This is a genomic window from Streptomonospora litoralis, assembly GCF_004323735.1.
GTDB lineage: Bacteria > Actinomycetota > Actinomycetes > Streptosporangiales > Streptosporangiaceae > Streptomonospora > Streptomonospora litoralis.
The window spans coordinates 3,689,515-3,712,129 of record NZ_CP036455.1 but is presented as its reverse complement, the minus strand read 5'-3'; the positions used below and the strand labels follow the sequence as shown (position 1 = coordinate 3,712,129).

The 22,615-nt window shown below is 73.3% G+C and carries 20 protein-coding genes; 15 read left to right on the top strand and 5 right to left on the bottom strand.

Annotated elements, in window-relative coordinates; all coding sequences use genetic code 11:
- Nucleotides 1–88: 88 nt before the first annotated feature.
- The 6 genes from EKD16_RS15620 to EKD16_RS15595 all read left to right on the top strand — a co-directional run bounded on the left by EKD16_RS15620 (nt 89) and on the right by EKD16_RS15595 (nt 6,790).
- A complete protein-coding gene (locus EKD16_RS15620; RefSeq protein ID WP_131099064.1) occupies nt 89–1,231 on the top strand; it encodes an Ldh family oxidoreductase in 1,143 nt (380 codons plus the stop codon).
- On the top strand, nt 1,228–2,115 hold the full coding sequence (gene larE / locus EKD16_RS15615; protein ID WP_131099063.1) for an ATP-dependent sacrificial sulfur transferase LarE: 888 nt from the start codon (nt 1,228–1,230) through the stop codon (nt 2,113–2,115). The genes EKD16_RS15620 and larE overlap by 4 nt, the downstream gene beginning before the upstream one ends.
- Nucleotides 2,112–2,828 (top strand): nickel pincer cofactor biosynthesis protein LarB, encoded by a 717-nt coding sequence (gene larB / locus EKD16_RS15610; RefSeq protein WP_131099062.1) that lies wholly within the window; start codon nt 2,112–2,114, stop codon nt 2,826–2,828. The genes larE and larB overlap by 4 nt, the downstream gene beginning before the upstream one ends.
- The gene (gene larC, locus EKD16_RS15605; RefSeq protein ID WP_131099061.1) at nt 2,825–4,057 is read left to right on the top strand and encodes a nickel pincer cofactor biosynthesis protein LarC; all 1,233 of its coding nucleotides are present in this window, start codon (nt 2,825–2,827) and stop codon (nt 4,055–4,057) included. The genes larB and larC overlap by 4 nt, the downstream gene beginning before the upstream one ends.
- Nucleotides 4,057–5,772 (top strand): IlvD/Edd family dehydratase, encoded by a 1,716-nt coding sequence (locus tag EKD16_RS15600; protein ID WP_131099060.1) that lies wholly within the window; start codon nt 4,057–4,059, stop codon nt 5,770–5,772. Before larC ends, EKD16_RS15600 begins: the two co-directional genes overlap by 1 nt.
- A gap of 82 nt (nt 5,773–5,854) precedes the next feature.
- Complete coding sequence (locus EKD16_RS15595; protein ID WP_131099059.1) at nt 5,855–6,790, top strand: dihydrodipicolinate synthase family protein; 936 nt, start codon at nt 5,855–5,857, stop codon at nt 6,788–6,790.
- Nucleotides 6,791–7,037: 247 nt separating this feature from the next.
- Here the strand turns inward: EKD16_RS15595 and EKD16_RS25840 are convergent, their stop codons facing one another.
- Complete coding sequence (locus tag EKD16_RS25840; protein WP_207391318.1) at nt 7,038–7,466, bottom strand: winged helix-turn-helix transcriptional regulator; 429 nt, start codon at nt 7,464–7,466, stop codon at nt 7,038–7,040.
- A gap of 259 nt (nt 7,467–7,725) precedes the next feature.
- On the opposite strand from EKD16_RS25840, the gene EKD16_RS15585 reads away from it, so the two are divergent.
- On the top strand, nt 7,726–8,532 hold the full coding sequence (locus tag EKD16_RS15585; protein ID WP_131099057.1) for an SAM-dependent methyltransferase: 807 nt from the start codon (nt 7,726–7,728) through the stop codon (nt 8,530–8,532).
- A gap of 91 nt (nt 8,533–8,623) precedes the next feature.
- Here the strand turns inward: EKD16_RS15585 and EKD16_RS15580 are convergent, their stop codons facing one another.
- Nucleotides 8,624–10,045, bottom strand: a complete 1,422-nt coding sequence (locus tag EKD16_RS15580) for an MFS transporter (protein WP_131099056.1) — start codon at nt 10,043–10,045, stop codon at nt 8,624–8,626.
- Between the two features lie 309 nt (nt 10,046–10,354).
- Between EKD16_RS15580 and EKD16_RS15575 the strand changes: the two genes are divergently transcribed.
- Complete coding sequence (locus EKD16_RS15575; protein WP_131099055.1) at nt 10,355–10,711, top strand: YciI family protein; 357 nt, start codon at nt 10,355–10,357, stop codon at nt 10,709–10,711.
- 49 nt (nt 10,712–10,760) lie between these two features.
- Nucleotides 10,761–12,029 (top strand): RNA polymerase sigma factor, encoded by a 1,269-nt coding sequence (locus EKD16_RS15570; RefSeq protein ID WP_131099054.1) that lies wholly within the window; start codon nt 10,761–10,763, stop codon nt 12,027–12,029.
- Nucleotides 12,030–12,120: 91 nt separating this feature from the next.
- Here the strand turns inward: EKD16_RS15570 and EKD16_RS25835 are convergent, their stop codons facing one another.
- Nucleotides 12,121–12,465 (bottom strand): Mth938-like domain-containing protein, encoded by a 345-nt coding sequence (locus EKD16_RS25835; protein WP_207391317.1) that lies wholly within the window; start codon nt 12,463–12,465, stop codon nt 12,121–12,123.
- Nucleotides 12,466–12,743: 278 nt separating this feature from the next.
- Between EKD16_RS25835 and EKD16_RS15560 the strand changes: the two genes are divergently transcribed.
- A complete protein-coding gene (locus tag EKD16_RS15560; protein ID WP_131099052.1) occupies nt 12,744–13,586 on the top strand; it encodes an SAM-dependent methyltransferase in 843 nt (280 codons plus the stop codon).
- Between the two features lie 123 nt (nt 13,587–13,709).
- On the opposite strand, the gene EKD16_RS15555 is transcribed toward EKD16_RS15560, so the two are convergent.
- Entirely contained in the window at nt 13,710–14,951 is a 1,242-nt protein-coding gene (locus EKD16_RS15555; RefSeq protein ID WP_131099051.1) for an endo-1,4-beta-xylanase, read from the bottom strand.
- Nucleotides 14,952–15,142: 191 nt separating this feature from the next.
- On the opposite strand from EKD16_RS15555, the gene EKD16_RS15550 reads away from it, so the two are divergent.
- The 4 genes from EKD16_RS15550 to EKD16_RS15535 all read left to right on the top strand — a co-directional run bounded on the left by EKD16_RS15550 (nt 15,143) and on the right by EKD16_RS15535 (nt 19,635).
- Nucleotides 15,143–16,189: a LacI family DNA-binding transcriptional regulator gene (locus EKD16_RS15550; protein ID WP_131099050.1), complete on the top strand. Its 1,047-nt coding sequence runs from the start codon at nt 15,143–15,145 to the stop codon at nt 16,187–16,189.
- Between the two features lie 130 nt (nt 16,190–16,319).
- On the top strand, nt 16,320–17,141 hold the full coding sequence (locus EKD16_RS15545) for a polysaccharide deacetylase family protein (protein ID WP_207391316.1): 822 nt from the start codon (nt 16,320–16,322) through the stop codon (nt 17,139–17,141).
- A gap of 3 nt (nt 17,142–17,144) precedes the next feature.
- Entirely contained in the window at nt 17,145–18,482 is a 1,338-nt protein-coding gene (locus tag EKD16_RS15540; RefSeq protein WP_131099049.1) for an SGNH/GDSL hydrolase family protein, read from the top strand.
- A 316-nt stretch (nt 18,483–18,798) separates the two neighbouring features.
- Entirely contained in the window at nt 18,799–19,635 is an 837-nt protein-coding gene (locus EKD16_RS15535) for an SAM-dependent methyltransferase (RefSeq protein ID WP_131099048.1), read from the top strand.
- Between the two features lie 770 nt (nt 19,636–20,405).
- Here the strand turns inward: EKD16_RS15535 and EKD16_RS15530 are convergent.
- Nucleotides 20,406–20,891, bottom strand: a complete 486-nt coding sequence (locus tag EKD16_RS15530) for a MarR family winged helix-turn-helix transcriptional regulator (RefSeq protein WP_207391315.1) — start codon at nt 20,889–20,891, stop codon at nt 20,406–20,408.
- 101 nt (nt 20,892–20,992) lie between these two features.
- On the opposite strand from EKD16_RS15530, the gene EKD16_RS15525 reads away from it, so the two are divergent.
- Nucleotides 20,993–22,543, top strand: coding sequence for an MFS transporter (locus EKD16_RS15525; protein WP_131099047.1), 1,551 nt, complete (start codon nt 20,993–20,995; stop codon nt 22,541–22,543).
- The last annotated feature ends 72 nt before the right edge of the window (nt 22,544–22,615 follow it).

Here is a 22,615-nt window from a genome sequence, read left to right as displayed (position 1 = left end):
CGGGCGCCGTCCGCGCCCGGCCCGCCGCGCGGACGCCTGCCCCCGGCCGACCGATCACCACACCACCACACGAAAGCGGGAACAGCACATGACCGTCGACAACGGGCAGACCGCCGGCGTCGAACCCGAAGGGCTGAGCGAACTGGTGGCGGCGATTTTCACCGCCTCCGGACTGAGCGCGTCCGACGCCGAGGCGATCGCCGCGCACCTCGTCGAGGCCGACCTGCGGGGCGTGGACTCCCACGGCGTCAGCCGCACCGGGATCTACGTCCACCGGCTCCGGCTGGGCCTGGTCGAGGCCCGCCCCCGGCGCCGGGTCCTCACCGAAACCCCGGTGAGCGCCCTGCTGGACGCCGGAAACGGCCCCGGCATCGTCGCAGCCGAGCAGGCCATGGGCACCGCGATCGCCAAGGCCGCCGAGTCGGGCGTGGGCATGGTCAGCGTGCGCAACTCCAACCACTGCGGCATGCTCGCCCACTACACCGCCCGCGCCGCGCGCGCCGGGCTGGTCGCGCTGGCCACGACCAGCGCACCGGCGGCCATGGCCCCCTGGGGCGCCAAGGACCCCTACTTCGGCACCAACCCCGTCTCCTACGCGGTGCCGACCCCCGGAGGCCGCCCCGACATCGTCTTCGACATGGCCACCAGCCACGTCGCCAAGGGCAAGATCATCCTGGCGGGCAAGAACGGGCAGTCGATTCCGCTGGGCTGGGCGCTGGACGGCCAGGGCGCGCCCACCACCGATCCCGCCGCCGCCCTCGACGGCTCCCTGCTGCCGCTGGGCGGTGCCAAGGGGTCGGGACTGGCGCTGCTGGTGGAGGTGCTCTCCGCGCTGCTGTCGGGGTCGCGCCACGGGCCGCACATCCCGCCGCTCTACGACAACGACGACCACCCCCAGGACCTGGGGCACTTCTTCCTGGCGATGAGCCCGGAGGTGTTCCTGCCCGCCGACGAGTTCGCGTCGCGTGTCGGAAGCCTGGCCGAGGAGGTGGCCGCCCTGCCCGCCGCCGAGGGCCACGGGCGCGTGTACCTGCCCGGCGAACCCGAGGCCGAACGTGCGGACCATCGCCGCCGGAACGGCGTCCCGCTGTCGGAGGGCGTCCGCGCGGAGTTGCGCGGCGTCGCGCGGGAGCTGGGCATCGGCGGCGCGCTGACCGCGGTCCTGGGCGACGCCGACCCGGCCGCGTCACCGGCGGCCGCGGCCGAATCGGCGGAAGGGGCCCCGCGATGAGCGCCGCCGAAGCCGCCACCGCCGAGCGGGCCGCCGCCGAATCCGCCGACGCCGCCGTCGAGCGGCTGCGCGCGTCGCTGCGCAACCACGAACACCTGCTGGTCGCCTACTCCGGCGGCGTCGACTCCGCGCTGCTGGCCTACACCGCCCACCGGGAGCTGGGCGCCCGCGCGCTCGCCGTCACCGCCGTCTCACCCGGCCTCGCCGCGGCCGAGCGCCGCGCCGCACGGGACTTCGCCGCCGAGCACGGCATCGCCCATCTGGAGGTGTGCACCGATGAGGGGGAGCGCCCCGACTACGTCGCCAACGGCGGCGACCGCTGTTTCCACTGCAAATCGGCGCTGTTCGACGCGCTGGCGCCGCTGAGGGCGCTGCTTCCCGGCGCCGCCGTCGCCGTGGGCACCAACCTCGACGACCTCGGCGACCACCGCCCCGGCCAGCGCGCCGCCGCCCAGCGCGGCGCCGTCACCCCGCTGGCCGACGCCGGGCTCGACAAGGCCGCGGTGCGCCGGGCCAGCCGAGGACTGCGACTGGGCACCGCCGAGAAGCCGGCCGCCCCCTGCCTGGCCTCCCGCGTCGCCTACGGCGACCCGGTCACCCCCGAGATCCTGCAGCGGATCGAGGCCGCCGAGCAGGCGGTCCGAGCACACGGCTTCCCGGTGGCCCGGGTGCGCGCCCACGCGGGCGGCACCGTCGCGCGCATCGAGGTGCCCCACGCGCAGGTCGAACGCGCCGCCGAACTGCGCGGCGAACTGGAGCCGGCGGTGCTGGCGTGCGGGTTCACCTTCTGCGCGGTGGACCTGGGCGGCTTCTCCGGTGGGCGGCTCAACGCGCTGCTGCCGGTGGTGGACGCCGGCGGAGCGGCCGCGGGAGGTGCACGGTGACCAGCGTCAACGGGGATGGCGGCGGGCACGCCGAGCGGGCCGGATTCACCGACCTCGGGTTCGCCCGCGTCGACACCGGCCGCGAGGCGCGCCAGGGCGTCGCCGAGTGCGTCTACGCGCCCGGCAAGCGGCCCGCCGAGATCACAGCGATCGTAGGCGAACTGCTGAGCGCGGCCACCGGGCCCGTGCTGGTCACCCGCGCCGACCCCGAAACCGCGGACGAGGTGTTGGCCGCCCACCCCGGCGGCTCCTACGACGCCCGGGCCCGGCTCGTGACCTGGCGCCCGGCGCGGCCGCGCGCGTTCTCCGTCGCGGTGCTCTCCGCGGGGACCGCCGACGGTCCGGTGGCGGCCGAGGCGGCCGCCGTAGCGCGCGCGGTGGGGCTGGGCGTGGGTGTCTACCGCGATGTGGGCGTGGCCGGGCTGCACCGGCTGCTGGACAGCGTCGGCGAGGCGCAGGCCCACCAGGCGTTCATCGTCGTCGCGGGCATGGAGGGGGCGCTGGCCAGCGTCGTCGGCGGGCTGGTGGCCCATCCCGTCGTCGCCGTGCCCACCTCCACCGGCTACGGCGCCGGGCTGGAGGGGGTGACCGCGCTGCTGGCGATGCTCAGCTCGTGCGCGGCCGGGCTCACCGTCGTCAACATCGACTCCGGTTTCGGCGCCGCGATGGCCGCCCACCGCATCGCCGCCGCGGTCGAGAGGGGGCGGGAGTGATCCTGTGGCTGCACCCCTCCGCCGGGGTGTCCGGCGACATGCTGCTGGGCGCGCTGATCGACCTGGGCGCGCCCGCCGCGGAGATCACCGCCGCGGTGGAGGCCACCGGGCTGGACGGCTGGCGCTTGGAGGCGCGCCGCGAGGCGGAGCACGGCGTCAGCGCGACGCGGGCCGTCGTGACCGTGGAGGACACCGCCACCGCCCGGCCCGCGCGGGTGCTGCTCGACCACGCCCGCCGCGCACGCCCCGAACCCGTGGCCGGCCTGGCCGCCGCCGCGATCGCGTCGATCGCCCGCGTCGAGGCGCGGCTGCACGGCGCCGCCCCCGAAGACGTGCACCTGCACGAGATCGGCGGCCTGGACACCGTGGTCGACACCGTCGGCACCGCCGCGGCCCTGCACCTGCTCGGTGTCGAGCGGGTCGTCTCGGCGCCGCCCGTGCTGGGCCGGGGCACCGTGGCCACGGCCCACGGGTACCTGCCCGCACCGGCGCCGGCCACGCTCGCCCTGCTGGAAGGGGTGCCGGTGGTGGGCGCCGGCATCGCGGCCGAGACGGTCACCCCGACCGGAGCCGCGCTGCTGGGCGCCGCCGGGACCTCCTACGGCCCGCCCCCGCCGATGGTGGTGCGGGCCACCGGCTACGGCGCGGGCAGCCGGGAGCTGGCCGACCGGCCCAACGTCCTGCAGGCCACTCTGGGCGAGCCGGTCGGCGCCGCGGCCCCGGCGGACGGCGGCGGCGCGGAGCACCACGTGGTGCTGGAGACCAACGTCGACGACGTCACCGGGGAGGCGCTGGCCCATGTCGTCGAGTCGGCTCTGGAGAAGGGCGCGGCGGACGCGTGGGCGACGCCCGTCGTGATGAAGAAGGGGCGGCCCGCACACACCGTGCATGTCTTGTGCCGTCCCGAGCAGGCGTCCGGCTTGGAGGAGCTGGTGCTGCGCGAGACCGGCAGCCTGGGCGTGCGCCGCACGCCGGTGTCGCGCAGCGCCCTGCCGCGCAGCACGTGCGAGGTCGAGGTCGAGGGCCGCCGCATCCGCGTCAAACACGGGCCCTGGCACGCCAAGCCCGAGTACGACGACGCGGCCGCCGCCGCGCGCGCACTGGACCTGCCGCTGCGCAGTGTCGTCGAACGCGCGGCGCGCGAGGCGCAGCGGCAGCGGCCCCGGCCCGACGGCGGCCCGGAGGCGGAGACGGTGGAGACGGTGGAGACGGCGAAGGGGGAGCGGTAGTGGAATCGGCACGGCGCAGCGAGCAGTTCTTCGCCGAAGAGGGGGTCGCCGGGTTCACCCACCGGGCCATGGCCAAGTCCACGGGCCTGGACGACGAGAGCATCCGGCGCCCGCTCATCGGCATCTGCAACACCTTCAGCGACCTGAACAACTGCCACAGCAACTTCCGCACCCTGTGCGACGCCGTGAAGCAGGGGGTGTGGCAGGCGGGCGGGACCCCGGTCGAGTTCCCGACCATCTCGCTGGGCGAGACGTTCCTCGCGCCCACCTCCATGCTGCACCGCAACCTCGCCGCGATGGACACCGAGGAGATGCTGCGCGCCCAGCCGCTGGACGCCGCGGTGCTGCTGGTCGGCTGCGACAAGACCACGCCCGCCGCGCTGATGGGCGCGATCTCCGCCGACCTCCCGGTTATCGCCCTCAGCGGCGGACCGCAGCTCAACGGGCACTTCCGCGGCCAGACGCTCGGCGCCTGCACCGACTGCCGGCGGCTGACGGCCGAGCACCGCGCCGGCGAGATCGACGACGACACCTACCGGGCGCTGGAGGACGGCATCGTGCGCGGCCCCGGCCACTGCATGGTCATGGGCACCGCATCGACCATGAACTCGCTGACCGAGGCGCTGGGCCTGGCGCTGCCGGGAAACGCGAGCATCCCGGCGGTCGACGCGCGCCGGCTCCAGCACGCCCAGGCCGCGGGCCGGCGGGCGACCGCCCTGGCCGAGGAGGACCTGCGGCCCTCGAAGATCCTCAGCCGCGCCTCGTTCGAGAACGCGCTGACGCTGCTCGCCGCGCTGGGCGGCAGCACCAACGCCGTCGTGCACCTGCCCGCGATCGCCGGACGGGCGGGGGTCGAGCTGCCGCTGGAGCTGTTCGACGAGATCAGCCGCCGCACGCCCGTGCTGGCCGACCTCAAGCCCACCGGCCGCTATCAGATGCAGGAGCTGCACAACGCCGGCGGCGTACCGGCGCTGCTCGGCCGCCTGCTGCCGCTGCTGCACGGCGGCGCGCCGACGGTGACCGGAGGCAGCCTCGCCGACAGCGTCGCCCGAGCGCGCGTGGAGGACGCGGAGGTGATCCGCCCGCTGGAGGATCCGGTGCGGACCGAAGGCGGCATCGCGGTTCTGCGCGGCAACCTCGCCCCCGAGGGCGCGGTGATCAAGCACGGCGCCGCCGATCCCGCGCTGCTGCGCCACCGCGGCCGCGCCGTCGTGTTCTCCGACGTCGACGACCTCAAGGCGCGCATCGACGACCCGGAGCTGGACGTCGACGCCTCCAGCGCGCTGGTGCTGCGCAACGCCGGCCCCGTCGGCGGCCCCGGCATGCCCGAGGTGGGCAACCTGCCCATTCCCCGGCGCCTGCTGCGCGAGGGCGTGCGCGACATGCTGCGTATCAGCGACGGGCGGATGAGCGGGACCGCGTTCGGCACGGTCGTGCTGCACGCGGCACCGGAGAGCGCCGTAGGCGGCCCCCTGGCGCTGGTGCACGACGGCGACATGATCGAGCTGGACATCGACACCCGCACCCTGACGCTGGACGTCGGCGAAGACGAACTGCGGCGCCGCCGCGCCGCGTGGCAACCGCCCCCGGCCCACTACAGCCGGGGCTACGGGCGCATCTTCGTGGACAACGTCGGCCAGGCGCCGCAGGGCTGCGACTTCGGTGTGCTGCGCGGGAGCGACCCGGTCCAGGAGTACCGCCAACCCAAGTTCTAGAGCCCGCTTCCGGCTTCGGGCCCCGCCCGGGCCGACCGTCACCGATCCCACTCGGCAACCACCCGACCCGCAAAGGAGAACCGTGCCGATCACCGCTTCGGAGCGCGGCGTGTTCGCGATCGCGCCGACCCCCTTCCACGACGACGGAGCCCTCGACCGCACCTCGCTGGACCGGCTGACCGACTTCTACCTGCAGTCGGGCGTCTCCGGCATCACCGTGCTGGGCCAACTCGGCGAGGCGCCCAAACTGGAGCACGCCGAGGCGGTGGACGTCGCCTCGCGGGTCGTCGCCCGCGCCGGTGTTCCGGTCGTGGTGGGCGTCTCGGCCCCCGGATTCGCGGCCATGCGCGCCCTCGCCGGGGAGGTGATGGACGCGGGAGCCGCGGGGGTGATGATCGCGCCGCCCAACTCGCTGCGCACCGACGACCAGATCATCGCCTACTACCGCAACGCCGCCCAGGCGATCGGGCCCGACATCCCCTTCGTCATCCAGGACTACCCGCTGACCTTCTCGGTGGTGATGGCGCCTAAGGTGATCCGCGCTATCACCGAGGAGAACCCCAACTGCGTCATGCTCAAGCACGAGGACTGGCCGGGTCTGGAGAAGATCTCCGCGCTGCGCGGCTTCGAGGCCGAGGGGTCGATGCGGCGGCTGTCCATCCTGTGCGGCAACGGCGGACTGTTTCTGGACTTCGAACCCGAGCGGGGCGCCGACGGCGCGATGACCGGCTACTGCTTCCCCGACATGCTCGTGGAACTGGTGCAACTGGCCGCCCGCGGCGAGCGCGAGGCCGCCCACGACCTCTTCGACGCCCACCTGCCGCTGCTGCGCTACGAGCAGCAGCCGGGGGCGGGGCTGGCGGTGCGCAAGTACGTCTTCATGCGCCGCGGCATCCTCGCGAGCGAGGCGCAGCGGCGGCCCTCGGCCCCGCTGTCGCCGACCGCGCGCGAGGAGGTCGACTTCCTGCTCGCCCGCCTGGCCGGGAAGGACAAGCGCGCCGAGCTGCCCACCGGATGATGCGGCGCATCCGGCGCTGATGCCGGGCGGCGGCGGGGAGGGGCGCCCGCCGCCGCCCTTTCTCGTCGGCAGGCGCGGCGGCCCGAGATCGCCGGCGGGAGTCGTCGGAGGCACCTGCGGCTACGACGAAGGTGCCCGGCTCCGCCCGAGGCGCCCCCGTAGAACCCCACACGGAACGCCCGTCCGGTCGCTCCAGAGGGGCCCTTGGCAGCTCGCAGCCGGCCCGGAAGACCCGCCGACGACTTGTCTAGCGCGTCGGCGCGCCCGCGCCGACGCGCTCGTCCTCCGGCGCCGCGGAGCCGTCCTCGCGGTGCGCGTGCCCCCAGCTGACCAATGGCTCCAGCGCGTCCAGCAGGCCGCGGCCGCGCGGCGATGGGCGGTAGAGGATCTGCACCGGCGTGGTGGGCACGACCTCGCGCTCCAGCAGGCCGAGGGACTCCAACTCCTTCAGCCGCTGCGACAGCATGCGGTCGGAGATGCCGCCGATGAACCTGCGGTACTCGCTGAATCGCTGGGCCCCGCGTGCACCGGCGAACAGGATCACCCCCATCCACCGGCGCCCGACGAGTTCCAGCACCTCCTGGAAGACGTCGCAATCCTGGTCGTGGGAAACCCGGGAGGGCGCAGCGTCCGATGCTCCGGCGCCGCCGCCTCCGGTAGCTGTTGAGATAGTCACATACTTAAAATAAGTAGCTAACCGCGGAATTGCAAGGGATGCGGCGAGCGCCCGATTGTCCCCGATGTCCGCGCCCACGCCGGTGTGCGCGCTGCGCTCGTGTCCTCCCGGCCCCCGCACCGTGCCTCGCCTGCCCCCCTTCGCCCGTCCGGTGGGCAGTCCCGCGAACCCGCCTGTTGCGCCGAACGCCCGCGCGGGCCAGACTTTCGGATCGCTCCGCCGAATCGGCGGCGGACGCGACGCCCCCGGGAGGGACACCATGGACAGCACCTCCGAGACCGGACCGGCTCCGGCCGGTGTCGACACGACCGTCGCCCACTCCGCACGGGTGTGGAACTACTGGCTGGGCGGCAAGGACAACTACGCGGCCGACCGCGAGGTCGGCGACTACGTGTTCGCCGCCTATCCGGAGATCGTCGAAGCGGCCCGCGCCGATCGGGCCTTCCTCATCCGCGCCGTCACGCACCTCGCCCGCGAAGAGGGAATCCGCCAGTTCCTCGACATCGGCACCGGCCTGCCGACCCGCGACAACACCCACCAGGTGGCGCAGGAGGTGGCGCCCGAGTCGCGCATCGTCTACGTCGACAACGACCCGCTGGTGCTCTCCCACGCCCGTGCGCTGCTGGTCGGCACACCGGAGGGCGCGACCGACTACGTCGACGCGGATCTGCGCGACCCGCAGGCCGTGCTGCAGCGCGCCGCCGCGCTGCTCGACCTCTCCCGGCCCGTCGCGCTGACCGTGCTGGGCACGATGGGCCACATCGCCGACACCGGAGAGGCCCACGAACTGGTCGCCCGCTACATGAACGCGCTGCCCTCCGGCAGCTTCCTCGCCCTGTGCGACGGCAGCAGCACCAGCCCCGAGATGGTGGAGGCCGCCGAGCGGTGGAACGCCACGGCCGCACTGCCGTACCACCTGCGCAGCCCCGAGGAGTTCGCGGGCTTCTTCACGGGGCTGCACCTCCTCGACCCCGGCGTGGTCTCGGCGACGCGCTGGCGGCCGGACGAGACCGCCGACGCCGCGCGCGACGCCGACCAGTACTGCGGCGTGGCCCGCAAGCCCTGACCGGGGGCGGTGAGCGCGCGGGCGCACCGGGAGCGGGGCGGCCCCGGACCGGCCCTCGGGCGGCACGGCCGCCGCATCCCGGAGACGCGGCTCAGCCGCCGGCGGATCCCGGCGGCGGCCGCCCGCGCGCGGAATCTCCCGCGCAGTCGTGCCGCGCGTCGTGGGCGGACCGCAGCGGGGCCTGTGCGGCAGCGGATCCGTCCCCGGGTTCCTCGGGTTTCTCGTAGGCCGCCCGCTCGGCGGAATCGGCGCGCCCGGCCAGTGCGCGCAGCGCCGGGGCGGTCAGTGCCACGGCCACCACGATCGTCGCGCAGGCCGCCAGCGAGGGCAGGCGCAGGTCGACGCGGCCCAGCAGCCCGCCGATTACGGCGCCTAGCGGGGAGGCCCCGGTGCCCACCGTCTGTATGCACGAGAGCGCGCGGCCGAGCAGGTGCCGAGGCACGACGAGTTGCCAGACGCCGGCGGCGACGACGTTGGCCACCGCTGCGGTGAAACCGACCGCGCACCAGGCCGCACCGGCGACGACGGGGTGCGGCGAGAGCGCGAAGGCGGCGGACATCACGCCCATCAGCGCATAGCAGGTCGCTCCCGTGGCGAACCGGCCGAGCAGGCCCGCGATCGGGCCGACCGCGAGCGAGCCGAGCAGGCCGCCCACCGCTCCGGATGCCAGGAAAACACCGTACAGGGCTGCGGGAACGCCGAAGTGTTCCTGGACCAGCAGTACGAGGATGCTCGCCTGCGCCATCAGGGCGAGGTTCACCGCCGAGATGAGCAGCACGACCGCGCGGAACCGCCGATCGGCGAAAACCACCCGCATCCCGTCGCCGATCTCGGGGAAGACCGAGCGCACACCGCCGCCGTCCGCACTCTCCGCTTTCTTCGACCCGGGCGGGCGCCGCACGGCCAGGGGCATGCCCAGCAGCACCAGCGCACCGAGCAGATAGGCGCCCGCGTTGGCCGCCAAGGGCAGAGCGGCGGTGACGGCGAACAGGAAGCCGGCCAGCGGAGCACCGGCGAACTGCTCGGCGACGATCTTGCCGCCCTCCAGGCGGCCGTTGGCGCGGTCCAGCGTTCCCGGCGGTACCACGTCGGGCAGCACCGATCGCCCGGCGAGGTCGTAGCAGACCTCGCAGAGCATCACCGCAAACATCACGGCATAAAGCCACCAGACGGTGGCCTGCCCGGTTGCCACCAGCACCGCGAGAAATGCCAGTGCACCGCCGCGAACGGTGTTTCCGACGACCATGATCCGCACCCGGTCGAGGCGGTCCACGAGAACACCGGCGAACAATCCGATCAGCAGCCAGGGCAGGAACCGGGCGACCATCAGCCCCGACACCAGCAGGGGATCGTTCGTGAGCAGGGCCGCCACCATGGGCAACGCCGTGAGCATGGCCCCGTCGGCGAGATTGCTGGAGAGCGAGCCCGCCCAGAATCGGGAGAATGCACCGCCCAGTCTGGTCTTGGTGTTCCGCTCCGAGCTTTTCCGGGCAGGGGGCGCCGTATCGCTCATCGGGAGATAGGGCCTCTTTTTCCGCGACACAAGGACGGCCGATTATCGGGTATTTCCCACCCTGCGGCAAGCGGTCGGCGGAAAGCGCAGGCCATGCGCTCGGTGTTCGTCCGGCGACACAGCGCGTCCGGTCGGCCCGCGTCGGCCGCGGGTGCTGGCCGGAGCGCCGCGGCGCTCCGGCTCCGCCATAGAGCCGCCGCGGGACCCGCCGGAAAAATTTCGCGGCGCCTGTCGATCCTGCGCCTCCCCGTTCGACGCACCGGGTGAGAGGCGGGGAGAGCCCCCGCCCCACCCGAGCGAGGAGCCACCATGCCGCGCTTTCTGAGCATCAGCTACCACGACGAGCAGAACCGCCCCGCCGAGGCGCCCAGCGCCGAGCTCCAGCAGCGCATGGGAGAGCTCTACGAGGAGATCACCAAGGCCGGGGTGGTGCTGGACATGGCCGAGCTCGCCCCGACCTCCGAGGCCACCAAGGTCACCTGGTCGGGCGACAAGGCCCACTACACCGACGGTCCGTTCACCGAAAGCCGGGAGGTCGTCGGCGGGTACACCATCATCCAGGCCAAGGACAAGGCGGAGGCCCTGGAGTGGGCGCGGCGCTTCCTGGAGGTCCAGGGGCGGTACGAGCCGACCACGTCGGTCGAGGTCCGCGAGATCGCCGAGTAGTGAGCACACCGTGCTTGCCCGGCGCGGGCGTCGATGCTGAGATCGAGGCGTGAGCGAGAGGAACACAGCGGAGACGGTGGAGACCGTCTTCCGTATCGAGTCCGCGCGGATCATCGCCGGTGTCACGCGGGTCGTGCGCGACGTCGGCATCGCCGAGGAGATCGCGCAGGACGCCGTCGTCGCGGCGCTGGAGCAGTGGCCGGAGTCGGGCGTCCCGGATAAGCCGGGCGCCTGGCTCATGGCCGCGGCCAAGCGCCGCGCCATCGACCTCGTCCGCCGCCGCGAGACCTACGCCCGCAAGCTGGCCGAGGTCGGCCGGTCGCTCGCCGAAACGCCGCCGGCGGACGACCCGGCCGACGCCGACGACATCGACGACGACGTGCTGCGGCTGATCTTCACCACGTGCCATCCGGTGCTGTCCACCGAGGCGCGGGTCGCGCTGACGCTGCGGCTGCTCGGCGGGCTGACGACCCGGGAGATCGCCCGCGCCTTCTTGGCCGCCGAGCCGACCGTCGCCCAGCGCATCGTGCGCGCCAAGCGGACCCTGGCGAAGGCCGACGTCGCCTTCGAGGTCCCCTACGGCGCCGAGCGCGGCGAGCGGCTGGCCTCGGTGCTGGAGGTCGTCTACCTCGTCTTCAACGAGGGCTATTCCGCAACCGCCGGAGACGACCTGCTGCGTCCTGCGCTGTGCGAGGACGCCCTTCGCCTGGCGCGCGTCCTCGCGGGCCTGATGCCCGAAGAGCCGGAGGTGCACGGACTGGCGGCGCTGCTGGAGTTCCAGGCGTCGCGCGCCGGAGCCCGCACCGGTGTCGACGGCGAGCCGGTGCTGCTCGCCGACCAGAACCGCACCAAGTGGAACCGGATGCTGATCAACCGCGGCTTCGCCTCCCTGCAGCGCGCCGGACGCGGCCCCTACTCCCTGCAGGCCGCGATCGCCGCCTGCCACGCCAAAGCGGTGCACTACGAGGACACCGACTGGCCGATGATCGCCTCGCTCTACACCCGGCTGCTGGACGTGCAGCCCTCACCGGTCGTGGCGCTCAACCGCGCGGTCGCGCTCTCCAAGGCCGAGGGCCCGGCCGCCGCGCTGAAACTCGTGGACGAGCTGTCCGACGTTCCCGCGCTGCGCGACTACCACCTGCTCCCCAGCGTCCGCGCCGATCTACTGGAGTCCCTGGACCGCCGCACCGAGGCCAGAGCGGAATTCGAGAAGGCCGCCTCCCTGACCGCCAACACCCGCGAACGCGACCTCCTCCTGGGCCGCGCCGCCCGAGCCGCATCCGGCGAACCGCCCGGCCCCGCCTCCGAGCGGCCGTGAGACGGGCCTGACACGCCCCCGCGAGACCACATGGCGCACCGCTCGACGTTCCAGGGCCGGTGCTCCCCGCCGATGAGGCGGCCGAAGCGACTCAGCAGGTCGAGTGGAAGAGGCCGCCGGCCGGGCGGGTGGGGGCGAGGGCGTTGTAGATGCGGACCGCCTCGGTGGTTTCGGCCGTGTGGACCTCGATCGAGTGCGACTCCAGCAGCTCCAGTGTCCGCGGGTCGACGCCCAGGCGCTCCTGCATGCCGCGGGAGAGGACCACGACCGCGGCGCCGCGGTCGAGCAGTTCCTCGACGTCGGCGGGGAGGACGCCGGGGGAGTGCCGTGTTCCGGTCTCGTTCCAATCCCAGGGGCGGCCGCCGGCGGGGTGGAGCTTGAAGTCCTTGCCGGTGCCCACGCCCTCCACCTCCATGCGGCCCCAAGACAGCGACACCACGCGAGGTGAGCCGGTAGGCGCTTCGGCGGACACGAGCAGCCCTCCTTCCGCTTCCTGCCCAGCCTGATCCGCTGCCCCGGCAGGGCTCCAGCGCCTTGCGGCGACCGGCGCCGCAAGTGCTTGCGCGCACCGTTGACACGGCGGCGGTTCCGGCGCGGCCGGATTCGCCGGAATCTCCCGTAGAGGCCGCCGGGGCCCCGTAGTCTCTCTCGAAGACGGGGCTCGCATACCGCGCGATCCTCCCCCAGCCCCTCGAACAGGAGAGAGCAGACCCGATGAGCGATGCACCCCGGTCCCCTTCACCCGCTGCCGAACTGGACCTGTCGAAGCCGACCGTCGCCCGCGCCTACGACGCGCTGCTGGGAGGCAAGGACAACTTCCCCCTCGACCGCGAACTCGCCGCCGCCGTCGAGGAGACCAACCCGGGGACCACCGTCCTCGCCCACCAGAACCGCGCCTTCCTGTCCCGCGCCGTCGACTACGTGTCCGGACACCTGGGCATCGGCCAGTTCCTCGACCTGGGCTCCGGACTCCCTACAGTCGAGAACACCCACCAGGTCGCCCAGCGGAACTCGCCCGAGAACCGCGTCGTCTACGTCGACATCGACCCGATGGTGCTCACGCACGCCCGCGCGCTGCTCGTCGAGAACGACACGACCGCGGTCATCACCGCGGACCTGAGCGACGTCGAGACCGTGATGAACGACCCCGAAACCCGTCGGCTGCTCGACACCGCGCAGCCGGTGTGCCTGATGCTGGTCTCGCTGCTGCATTGCATCCCCGACGAGGACGACCCCTTCGGCCTGGTCCGGCGCTACCTCGACCCGTTCCCCTCCGGCTCGGCACTGGTCTACTCGCACCTGTGCTCCGACACCCCCGAGGCGGCCGACGAATTCACGCGCCGCGTGCACGCCTCGGGCGCGCCGTGGGGGCGGGTGCGCTCCTCCAAGGAGTGCGAGGCGGCCGTCGCCGGCCTGGACCTCGTGTCCCCCGCGCCGGACGACGCGGAGCCCGCCCGGCTCGTCGATTGCGACACCTGGCGCAAGCCGGGCGTCGACCCGGTCGAGATCCCCGGCAAGACCATCTGGGAACACGCCGGCGTCGCCGTCAAGCCGTGAGTCGAAGGGCGGGCGTCGGCGGGCGGACGGCCTGCGTCCGCCCGGCGGCCCGCGCGGTTCGCCGCCCCCTGCCCAGGAAAGCGGCGAACCGCGCGCGGCCGGCTGCGGCGCCGGGTGGGCCGGTCAGCGGCCGCGGCCGTGGTCGCCGTGCCCGCGCCCGTCGTGCCCGTCGCGGTCGCCGTCGCCCCAGTGCGCGCGCCCGTTGCGCCACGGCCACCAGTCGTCCCACTTCGCCTCCTGCAGTTCCTCGTGCAGCGCGAAGAAGGACGGCTTGCGGGTGTAGTCGCCGGTCATCACCGTTGCCGAGCCCTGGCCCTCGAAGAAGACGGGAACCCAGGAGTACTTGTCGGTGAAGCCCCAGATGGTGAAGGAGTCGCAGCCCTCGACGTCCAGGCACGCCGACAATCCCTGCCGGTAGTAGTCGGCCTGCTTCTCCAGCTGCGCCTCGGTGGGTTCGCCGCTCTCCGGCAGGTCCATGCGCACGTCCATCTCGGTGATGGCCGTGCCCAGGCCCAGTTCGTCGAAGCGGCGCAGGTTCTCCTCCAGGTCGCCGGGAAAGCCGTAGTTCAGGCTCAGGTGGGCCTGGGTGGAGAATCCGTGCAGCGGCACGTCGTCGGCGAGCAGGTCCTTGGCGAGCTGGTAGTAGGCGTCGCTCTTCGCGTTGATGCTCTCGACGCCGTAGTCGTTGAGGTACAGCTCGGCATGCGGGTCGGCCTGGTGCGCCCAGCGGAAGGAGTCGGCGATGATGCCCGGGCCCAGCTCGCGCAGCCAGATGTTCTCCTCGGTGCGCAGGTTGCCCTCGCTGTCGAAGATCTCGTTGGTGACGTCCCACTGCTGGATCCGGCCCTTGTAGCGGCCGACGACCGTGGTGATGTGGTCGCGCAGGATCGCGCGCAGCTCGGAGTCGGAGAAGTCGCCCTCCTCCAGCCACGCCGGGTTCTGGCTGTGCCACATCAGCGTGTGGCCGCGGACGACCTGCCCGTTGCGCTCGGCGAAGTCGACGATGCGGTCGGCCATCTCGAAGTTGTACTCGCCCCGCTCGGGGTGGATGTACTCCCACTTCATCTGGTTCTCGGGGGAGACCGAGTTGAACTGGCGGGCCAGCTTCTTCCGGTACTTGTGGTCCGAGGTGAAGGGGTCGGGGTAGTTCTGTTCCTCGTGGTGGCCGCCGCCGGCGACGGCGGTGCCGATGTAGAAGTCGTGCGGCGCGGCCCAGCGCAACTTCTGGAACTTGCCGTTGGCGTGGTCGGGCGGCCAGCCGTGCCCGCCGCCGAAGGAGAAGTCGGCGGAGGCCGGCGACGCTGCCAGCGGGAGGGTGAGGGCGGCTGCCGCCAGGGCGGTGGTGGCGATGCGGATGGGTTTCATCGGGGGGACTCCCATTCGGTCTGCCGTTGTTAATTTCCGGAAAATTCCGTGATACGGCGTCGAAGGACAGTAAGCGCTCCTGGACAGGGGCGTCAATCCCCCGAGGCCCCGCAGGGCGGCCGGCGCCGGCCGCCCGCCCGGCATCCCCGGCCCGCTGTGTCCGTACTCTGGGTAGGTACGAAGGAGGAGCAGTGGCCGATTCCCCGTCCCCAGCAGCCGTCACCATCTCCGCCATCGCGGCGGAGGCGGGCGTGTCCGCGCCCACCGTCTCGCGTGTCCTCAACGGCCGGGGAGACGTGGCTCCGGCCACCCGCGAGCGCATCGAGGGCCTGCTGCGCACACGCGGCTACCGCCGCCGGGGCAGCAAGGCCGGCGACAAGGCCGGTGAGATGGTCGGGCTGCTGGATCTGGTCTTCAACGACCTGGACAGTCCGTGGGCGGTGGAGATCATCCGCGGGGTGGAGGACGCGGCGCACGACGCGGGCAGCGGCATCGTCGTCTCGGCGATCCACCGGCGGGCCAGCTCCACCCGGCAGTGGCTGCGCAACGTGCGCTCGCGCACCAGCGACGGCGCCGTCCTGGTCACCACCGACCTGGACTCCTCGCTGCGCGCGGAGCTGGACGAGCTGCACGTGCCCGCGGTGGTGATCGACCCCGTGGGGGTGCCCGACCTGGCCGTGCCCACGATCGGCTCGACCAACTGGGCCGGCGGCCTCAGCGCCGTCGACCACCTGATCAGCCGCGGGCACCGGCGCATCGGCTTCGTCGCCGGGCGGCCCGAGCTGTGGTGCAGCCGCGCCCGCCTCGACGGCTACCGGGCCGGGCTGGAGACCGCCGGGCTCGACGTCGACCCCGACCTGGTCGTGCCCGGCGAGTTCGACTACGAGTCGGGCTTTCGTGCGGGCGAGCACCTGTTCGGCCTCGCCGACCCGCCGACCGCCGTGTTCTCCGCCAGCGACCAGATGACCCTGGGCGTCTACGAGGCGCTGCGCCGGCGCGGGCTGCGCGTGCCGGCCGACGTCAGCGTGATCGGCTTCGACGACCTGCCAGAGGCGCGGTGGGCCTCGCCCCCGCTGACCACGGTGCGCCAGCCGCTGGCGGACATGGGCCGGCTCGCGGTGCGCACCGTGCACCGGCTGGTGCGCGGCGAGGCGATCGAGAGTCCGCGGGTCGAGCTGGCCACCGAACTGGTCGTCCGCGACAGCACGGCGGCCGTGCCGGGCAGGGTTTCGGGGTGAGGCCGGGCGTGGCGGGCCGCGGCGGGGATTTTCGGCCCCGGGGTCGTTGACACGGCGGTACGGCGCTCTTTAGGTTGCCTTCACATTCCGGAAACTTCCGGAACCGTGTGTCGCGGCTGAGGAGACCTGTGTGACGACCACTTCCGGACGTTCGCGTACGCGGGGGCGCGTGCTCGTGTCCCTGCTCACCATCGGATTCGCCCTCTGCGCCGTGGCGCCGGCGCACGCGGGCCAGACGCCCGCGCGCCACCACGGCCACGACGGACACCACCGCGGCCACGGCCACGACGGCCACCACGGTCCCGGCCACCACGATGCGCACCACGGCCACCACGGTCCCGGCGGTCCCGCCACCGCGGAGATCGTCGACTCGACACAGCGCGGCGGCAAGGCTGTCGCGCTGACCTTCGACGACGGGCCCGACCCCGACGACACCCCCCGCCTGCTCGGCGTGCTGCGCGAGCACCGCGTCAAAGCCGTGTTCTGCCTGTGGGGCGAGCACGTGCGGCAGCATCCGGAAATCGTGCGGCGCATCGCCGCCGCCGGGCACACGCTGTGCAACCACACCATGCGCCACGACGACATGAGCACGTGGTCGCCCGCCGACATCCGCGCCGACCTGCGCGCCACCAACGACGCGATCCGCGACGCGGTCCCGCACGCCCGCATCCCCTACTTCCGCGCGCCCTACGGAGCCTGGGGCCAGACGCCCGAGGTCTCCGCCGAACTGGGCATGCAGCCGCTGGGCTGGAGCCTGGCCGTGGAGGACTGGGTGCCGCCGGGCACCGACGAGCTGGTCCGCCGCCTGGAGGAGGGCATCACGCCGCGCTCGGTGGTGCTCCTGCACGACGGCGGCGGCGACCGCAGCCAGACGGTCGCGGCCGTCGACCGCATCATCCCCGGTCTGCGCGCCGACGGATGGCACTTCGCCCGCCCGGCCCGGCGGGGGTAGGCGATGGCCGCTACGACGAGTCCCCCACCGCGCCGCCGCCCCCGCAGCATCGCCGCCGTGCTGGCGGGCGCGCTGCTGCTGCTCTCCCTCGGCGCCGCCAACAGCTCGGCACAGCCCCGCTGGCACCCGGGGCCCCCGGACCACCACGGCCCCCGCAGCTGGGTCGGCACCTGGGCCACCGCACCCACCGCAACTCCGGAGTCGTCGACACCCGTCCTGGACGACGAGACGATCCGCCAGGTCGTACACACCAGCGTCGGCGGCGACCGGGTCCGGCTGCGGCTGACCAACGAGTTCGGCGAGACCCCGCTGCGCATCGGTGAGGTGCGCGTGGCCCTGCGCGCGGGCTCGTCGGGCACCGACATCGCACTGCGCACCGACCGCCGGGTCACCTTCGGCGGCAAGGAGTCGGTCACCGTCCCGGCGGGGGCACCGATGCTCAGCGACCCGGTGCGGCTGCGGCTGCCCGCGCGCTCGGAGGTGGTGGTCAGCATCCACCTTCCCGAGCGCACGCCGGTGACCACGCTGCACGGGTTCTCCTACCAGGAGAACGCGGTCGCGTCCGGAAACGCCACCGGCGTGACCTCGGTATCGGCGACGCGCACACTCACCCAGTGGCATTTCCTGTCCGGCGTCAGCGTGCGCGCCCGCGGCAAGCACACCGGGGCCGTCGTCGCGCTGGGCGATTCCATCACCGACGGCGCCGAGTCGACGGTCGGGGCGAACAACCGCTGGCCCGACCTGCTCGCCGAGCGCCTGCGGCGCACCGGCGTGCTCAACGCGGGGATCTCGGGCAACCGGCTGCTGCACGACCCCAACCCGCCCGAGGGCAGCGACGCCGAGTCCTACGCGGCGTTCTTCGGGCAGAGCGCACTGGGCCGCTTCGACCGCGACGTGTTGGCCCAACCCGGCGCCGAACACGTGATCGTGCTGCTCGGCGTCAACGACCTCGGCCACCCCGGCACCTCGGCGCCGGAGTCCGAGACCGTCACGGCCGAGGAGATCATCGGCGGCCACCGCCAGCTCATCGCCCGCGCCCACGCCGCCGGACTGCGCATCTACGGAGGCACCATCCTGCCGTTCAAGGGCGACACCCTCGGCTTCTACAGCGAGGAGAACGAGGCCAAGCGCCGGGCCGTCAACGAGTGGATCCGCAACAGCGCCGATTACGACGCCGTCATCGACTTCGCCGAGGTGATGCGCGACCCCGACGATCCGCTGCGGCTGAACCCGAAATACGACAGCGGCGACCACCTGCACCCGAACGACGCCGGCATGCAGGCCATGGCCGACGCGATCCCCACCCGCCTCTTCCGGCCGGGACACCACCGGCCCCGGTGACCGCCGGTCTCCGCCCCGGCCGACTACGCAACCGGCCGGGGCGGGCGCCCGCGGGCCCGGGCGGCCGTAAGACGGCAGCACGTGGGCGAAGGGCGACGTCGCCAAGGGGCCGCCGCCGCGCCCGCAGCGCGCTTGCCGCCGTACGCCGCGGCAGGCGCCCAAGTCGTCGCATGCGGCCGGGAAGCCCCGCGGTGCAGGGGATCGGGGGATCGCGGGAACGCGCGCACGCCACTAGAGTCGACGCGTCCGGGCTCTTCCCCGCCCGGCGCCCAGTCCGTCCCCCACCCACACGCCCCATACACGAACGGGTTTTGCCATGTCCGACGCGCCCTCCCCGGAGCCCGCCGCCCCCGTCGGCGTCGACACCACCGTCCCCAGCCCCGCCCGGCTCTACGACTACTACCTGGGCGGCAAGAACAACTATGCGGTCGACCGTCAGATGGGCGACAAGTTGATGGAGGCGCTGCCGGAGGTCCGCCAGGCGGCCAAGGTGAACCGCCTGTTCCTGGGGCGGGCCGTCGAGTTCCTCTGCGAGCAGGGCATCGACCAGTTCGTCGACATCGGCTCGGGCCTGCCCACCCAGGACCCCGTTCACGAAGTCGCCCGGCGCCACCACCCCCGGGCCCGCGTCGTCTACGTCGACTACGACCCGGTCGTGCGGGTGCACGCCGAGGCCCTGCTCGCCGACGAGCCCGAGCTGACCGGGGTCGTGCAGGCCGACATGCGCGATCCCGAGTCGCTCTACACCCATCGGGAGTTGGCCTCGCGTATCGACCTGGACCGCCCGGTAGGACTGCTGATGCTGGCGGTGCTGCACTTCGTCACCGACGACCAGCAGCCCTACGCGCTGCTGCGCCGCCACCTGGAGCACCTCGCGCCCGGTTCCTACGTCGCCATCACCCACGGCGAGTCCGACACGAGCCCCGACCGCGCCGACGTCGCCCGCGACGCCTATCGCTCCTCCAGCGCACGGCTGCAGCCGCGGTCCCAGGAGCAGATCAAGGCCTTCTTCGCCGACCTCGCGCCCGTCCCGCCGGGCGTCGTCCACGCCGCCGACTGGCGTCCCCGCGGCACCGAGCCGTACTTCTCCCCCGAGCAGGCGTCGGGCCTGGCGGGCATCGGCCGCTGGGACGGCGCGCCGGAACGCCCGTAGGCGCCACCGCACCTGCGCGTTCTCGGCGCGAAAATCCGCGAGCTGCCGACCGCGTCGCGGGAGCTGAGCGGGTACACGGCCCGCGGCGCCGACGACCACGTGACCAAGCCGTTCAGCCTGGACGAGGCGGTGCGGCGGCGGGCGGAGGCGGCAGCGCCCGCTCTCTTGGGGTTCGCGCACCGAGGGTGTCTGTGGAGTCAGTTTCGGCGCCGAATCTGACTCTAAAGACAGACTCGATGCGGCTGCGGTCATCCATTGCGAGGAAATCGCCGGATCCGGGCCGTTTTTTGACGAAAACCACGCGCTCGGTGAGCCCACCGGGGCGGCGGGGTGGATATCCGGGCGGATTCGGCGCGGTTTTCCCGTCTATCGTGAACTTATGGCCACGGAAATCGCTTTCCAATGGCCAGCACCCGTCCCGCCGCCTCCGTCGCGCGCTCAACCGGCGGGCACCCGAACCGATGATCGCAGGCGCGCCCCGGCTGCCACCGTCGCCGCCTTCCGGTGAAGGCCACCCGCCGCCCGGCCGATCAGCAAGGCCGCCCAGCGGACCGTCGCCGCCTCCGTCGGCGGCCGTCACCGGCGAGCACCCGACCCGAGAACCACAGGCCGGACCCACCGCCGCCCTTGCCGCCCCGCCGTGCGCGAAACCGGCGCACACCCGAACCGATGGGCGCAGACGCGGGGGGCGTGCCGCCGCTGCAGGAAGCGGATGGCCGGGCGCCCCCGGGTATTCGGGGACGGGCCGACGGTCTCCGCGCGCGGTGTGCTCAGGCCCCGCTCTGCAACGCGCCGGTTCGCTCCTCCAGTTGGGCGTTGATGCGGCGGGTGAACTCCAGGAGCAGTTGCCGCTGCTCCTCCGGGTAGTCGGCGATCACCTCGGTGTAGGAGCGGTCCAGCGCGTCGAACGTCTCGGTGAGCCGCGCGTAGGCGCCCTCGCGGAGGAGTTCGACGACCACTCTGCGGCGGTCCCGTTCGTCGCGGCGGCGCTGCACGAAGCCCGCTTTCTCCAGCCGGTCGACCACGGCGGTGATGGCGCCGCCGCGGGAGAGGCCCGTGTGATCGGCCAGTTCGCCGGGGCTCATGGGCCCGTTCTTGTCCAGCGCGCCCAGGCAGCTGACGTCGGTGATGTTGACACCGGCGTGCGCGGCGAGGGCCGCGTGGAACCGCACGGCCAGGGACGCCGCTACGCGCAGTTCCTCGTAGAGGGCGCCGACGCTCGCCGGCACCGGTTCCTCGGGCGTTGACGTTGACACCGGCACACCTCTGATCTAATCTCTCTGAAATAGAGAGAGTCGATTATAGTGATTCTCTCCTGATGTTCTTCTCTGCACTCTACTCTCTCGCGGAGTCCACTATGACGGACGTCCCGGCACCCCCGACCGCGTCACCGAAGCCCACCCGCTGGGTGGTCCTCGGGGTGGTCCTCATCGCCCTTTTCATGGACCTCGTCGACGCCACGATCGTGAACATCGTGCTTCCCCGCCTGCAGACGGGCCTCGGCGCCGGCTACTCGGCCGCGCAGTGGGTGCTCGCGGGCTACTCCCTGGCCTTCGCCCTCGTGCTGGTCACCGGCGGGCGCCTGGGCGACATCCTCGGCCGCAAACGCATGTTCGTCGCGGGCATGGCCTGCTTCACGGCCGCCTCGCTGATGTGCGGCGCCGCGCCGACCGCCGAGGTGCTCATAGCCGGCCGCCTCGCCCAGGGCGTCGCCGCGGCCCTGATGGTCCCCCAGGCGATGTCGGTCATCGTGGTCCTCTTCGACCACCGCGAGCGCGCCCGGGCCTTCGCCCTCTACGGCGTCACGCTGAGCCTGGCCAACGTCAGCGGTCCGCTGCTGGGGGCCGTGCTGACCGAGGCCGACCTGTTCGGCCTCGGTTGGCGCGCCGTCTTCTACGTCAACGTCCCCTTGGGCGCCGCGGCCGTCGCGCTCGCGCTGTGGCTGATGCCGGAAAGTCGCGCCGCACGTCCGCTGCGCCCCGACCCCGTCGGTATGGCCTTGGCCGGCCTCGCGATGTTCGCGGTCATGTTCCCGCTCATCCAGGGGCGCGAGCGCGGTTGGGACGCCTGGACACTGGCCCTGCTGGGCGCGGCAGTCCCGCTGCTGCTCCTGTTCGCCCTCCACCAGCGCCGCCGCGACCGCACGACGGGCTCGGCGCTGGTCCCTCCCGCCCTGTTCGCCCGGCGCTCGTTCGCGGCCGGGGCGGTGGTGATGTTCGTGCTCTTCTCGGGCCTGGCGTCGCTGTTCCTGGTACTGACCTACGACTTCCAGCTCGGCCTGGGCTGGTCGCCGCTGCGCACCGCGGCGGCCGTGGTGAGCTGGCCGGTGGGCATCGTCCTGACCTCCGGTGTCGCCCGCCGCTACGCCACCACCCGCGGGCGCCGGGTCATCGGCATCGGGCTGGCCGTGATGACCGCCTCGGCCCTCGCCCTGATCGGGGTGCTCGCACTCCTCGGCCCCGCAGTGGCGTGGTGGCACGCGGCCCTGCCGGTGTTGGCGATGGGGGCGGGCATGGGCATGTGCGTGCCGATCCTGACCGGGGTGGTGCTGGCCGACGTGCCCGACGACGACGCCGGCGCCGCCTCGGGCGTGGCCAACGCCGTCATGCAACTGGGCACCGCCGTGGGCGTGGCGGTGGTCGGCGTGCTCTTCTTCTGGCTCGCCGCGACCGGCGCCCCCGCCGACCCGGGCGACCCCGCGCACCGCCGGGCGTTCGCCGACGCGGCCGCCACGACGCTCTGCTACAACGCGGCCGCGTTCCTGCTGGCGCTGGCTCTCGTGCCCCTGCTGCCGCGCGCCGCCCGCCCCGAGCCGACGCCCGAGCCCGCCGAACCCGCCGACGGCCTCCGGCGCCATACGGGACCGTCGCCGACCAACCGTCCTAGGTACGGGCGAGCCGCTCGTTGATCAGGCGGTTGAGGCTGATGCCCTGCAAAACCTTTGCGAGCGGCCGGCAGGCCGCGGGAGGGCACGGGCCTG

Coding starts and splice junctions, on each gene's coding strand:
- EKD16_RS15580 (WP_131099056.1), bottom strand. CDS start 10,045: ATGAGCGATACGGCGCCCCCTGCCCGGAAAAGCTCGGAGCGGAACACC.
- EKD16_RS15535 (WP_131099048.1), top strand. CDS start 18,799: ATGTCCGACGCGCCCTCCCCGGAGCCCGCCGCCCCCGTCGGCGTCGAC.
- larE (WP_131099063.1), top strand. CDS start 1,228: ATGAGCGCCGCCGAAGCCGCCACCGCCGAGCGGGCCGCCGCCGAATCC.
- EKD16_RS15555 (WP_131099051.1), bottom strand. CDS start 14,951: ATGAAACCCATCCGCATCGCCACCACCGCCCTGGCGGCAGCCGCCCTC.
- EKD16_RS15540 (WP_131099049.1), top strand. CDS start 17,145: ATGGCCGCTACGACGAGTCCCCCACCGCGCCGCCGCCCCCGCAGCATC.
- EKD16_RS15575 (WP_131099055.1), top strand. CDS start 10,355: ATGCCGCGCTTTCTGAGCATCAGCTACCACGACGAGCAGAACCGCCCC.
- EKD16_RS15585 (WP_131099057.1), top strand. CDS start 7,726: ATGGACAGCACCTCCGAGACCGGACCGGCTCCGGCCGGTGTCGACACG.
- EKD16_RS15525 (WP_131099047.1), top strand. CDS start 20,993: ATGACGGACGTCCCGGCACCCCCGACCGCGTCACCGAAGCCCACCCGC.
- EKD16_RS15620 (WP_131099064.1), top strand. CDS start 89: ATGACCGTCGACAACGGGCAGACCGCCGGCGTCGAACCCGAAGGGCTG.
- EKD16_RS15560 (WP_131099052.1), top strand. CDS start 12,744: ATGAGCGATGCACCCCGGTCCCCTTCACCCGCTGCCGAACTGGACCTG.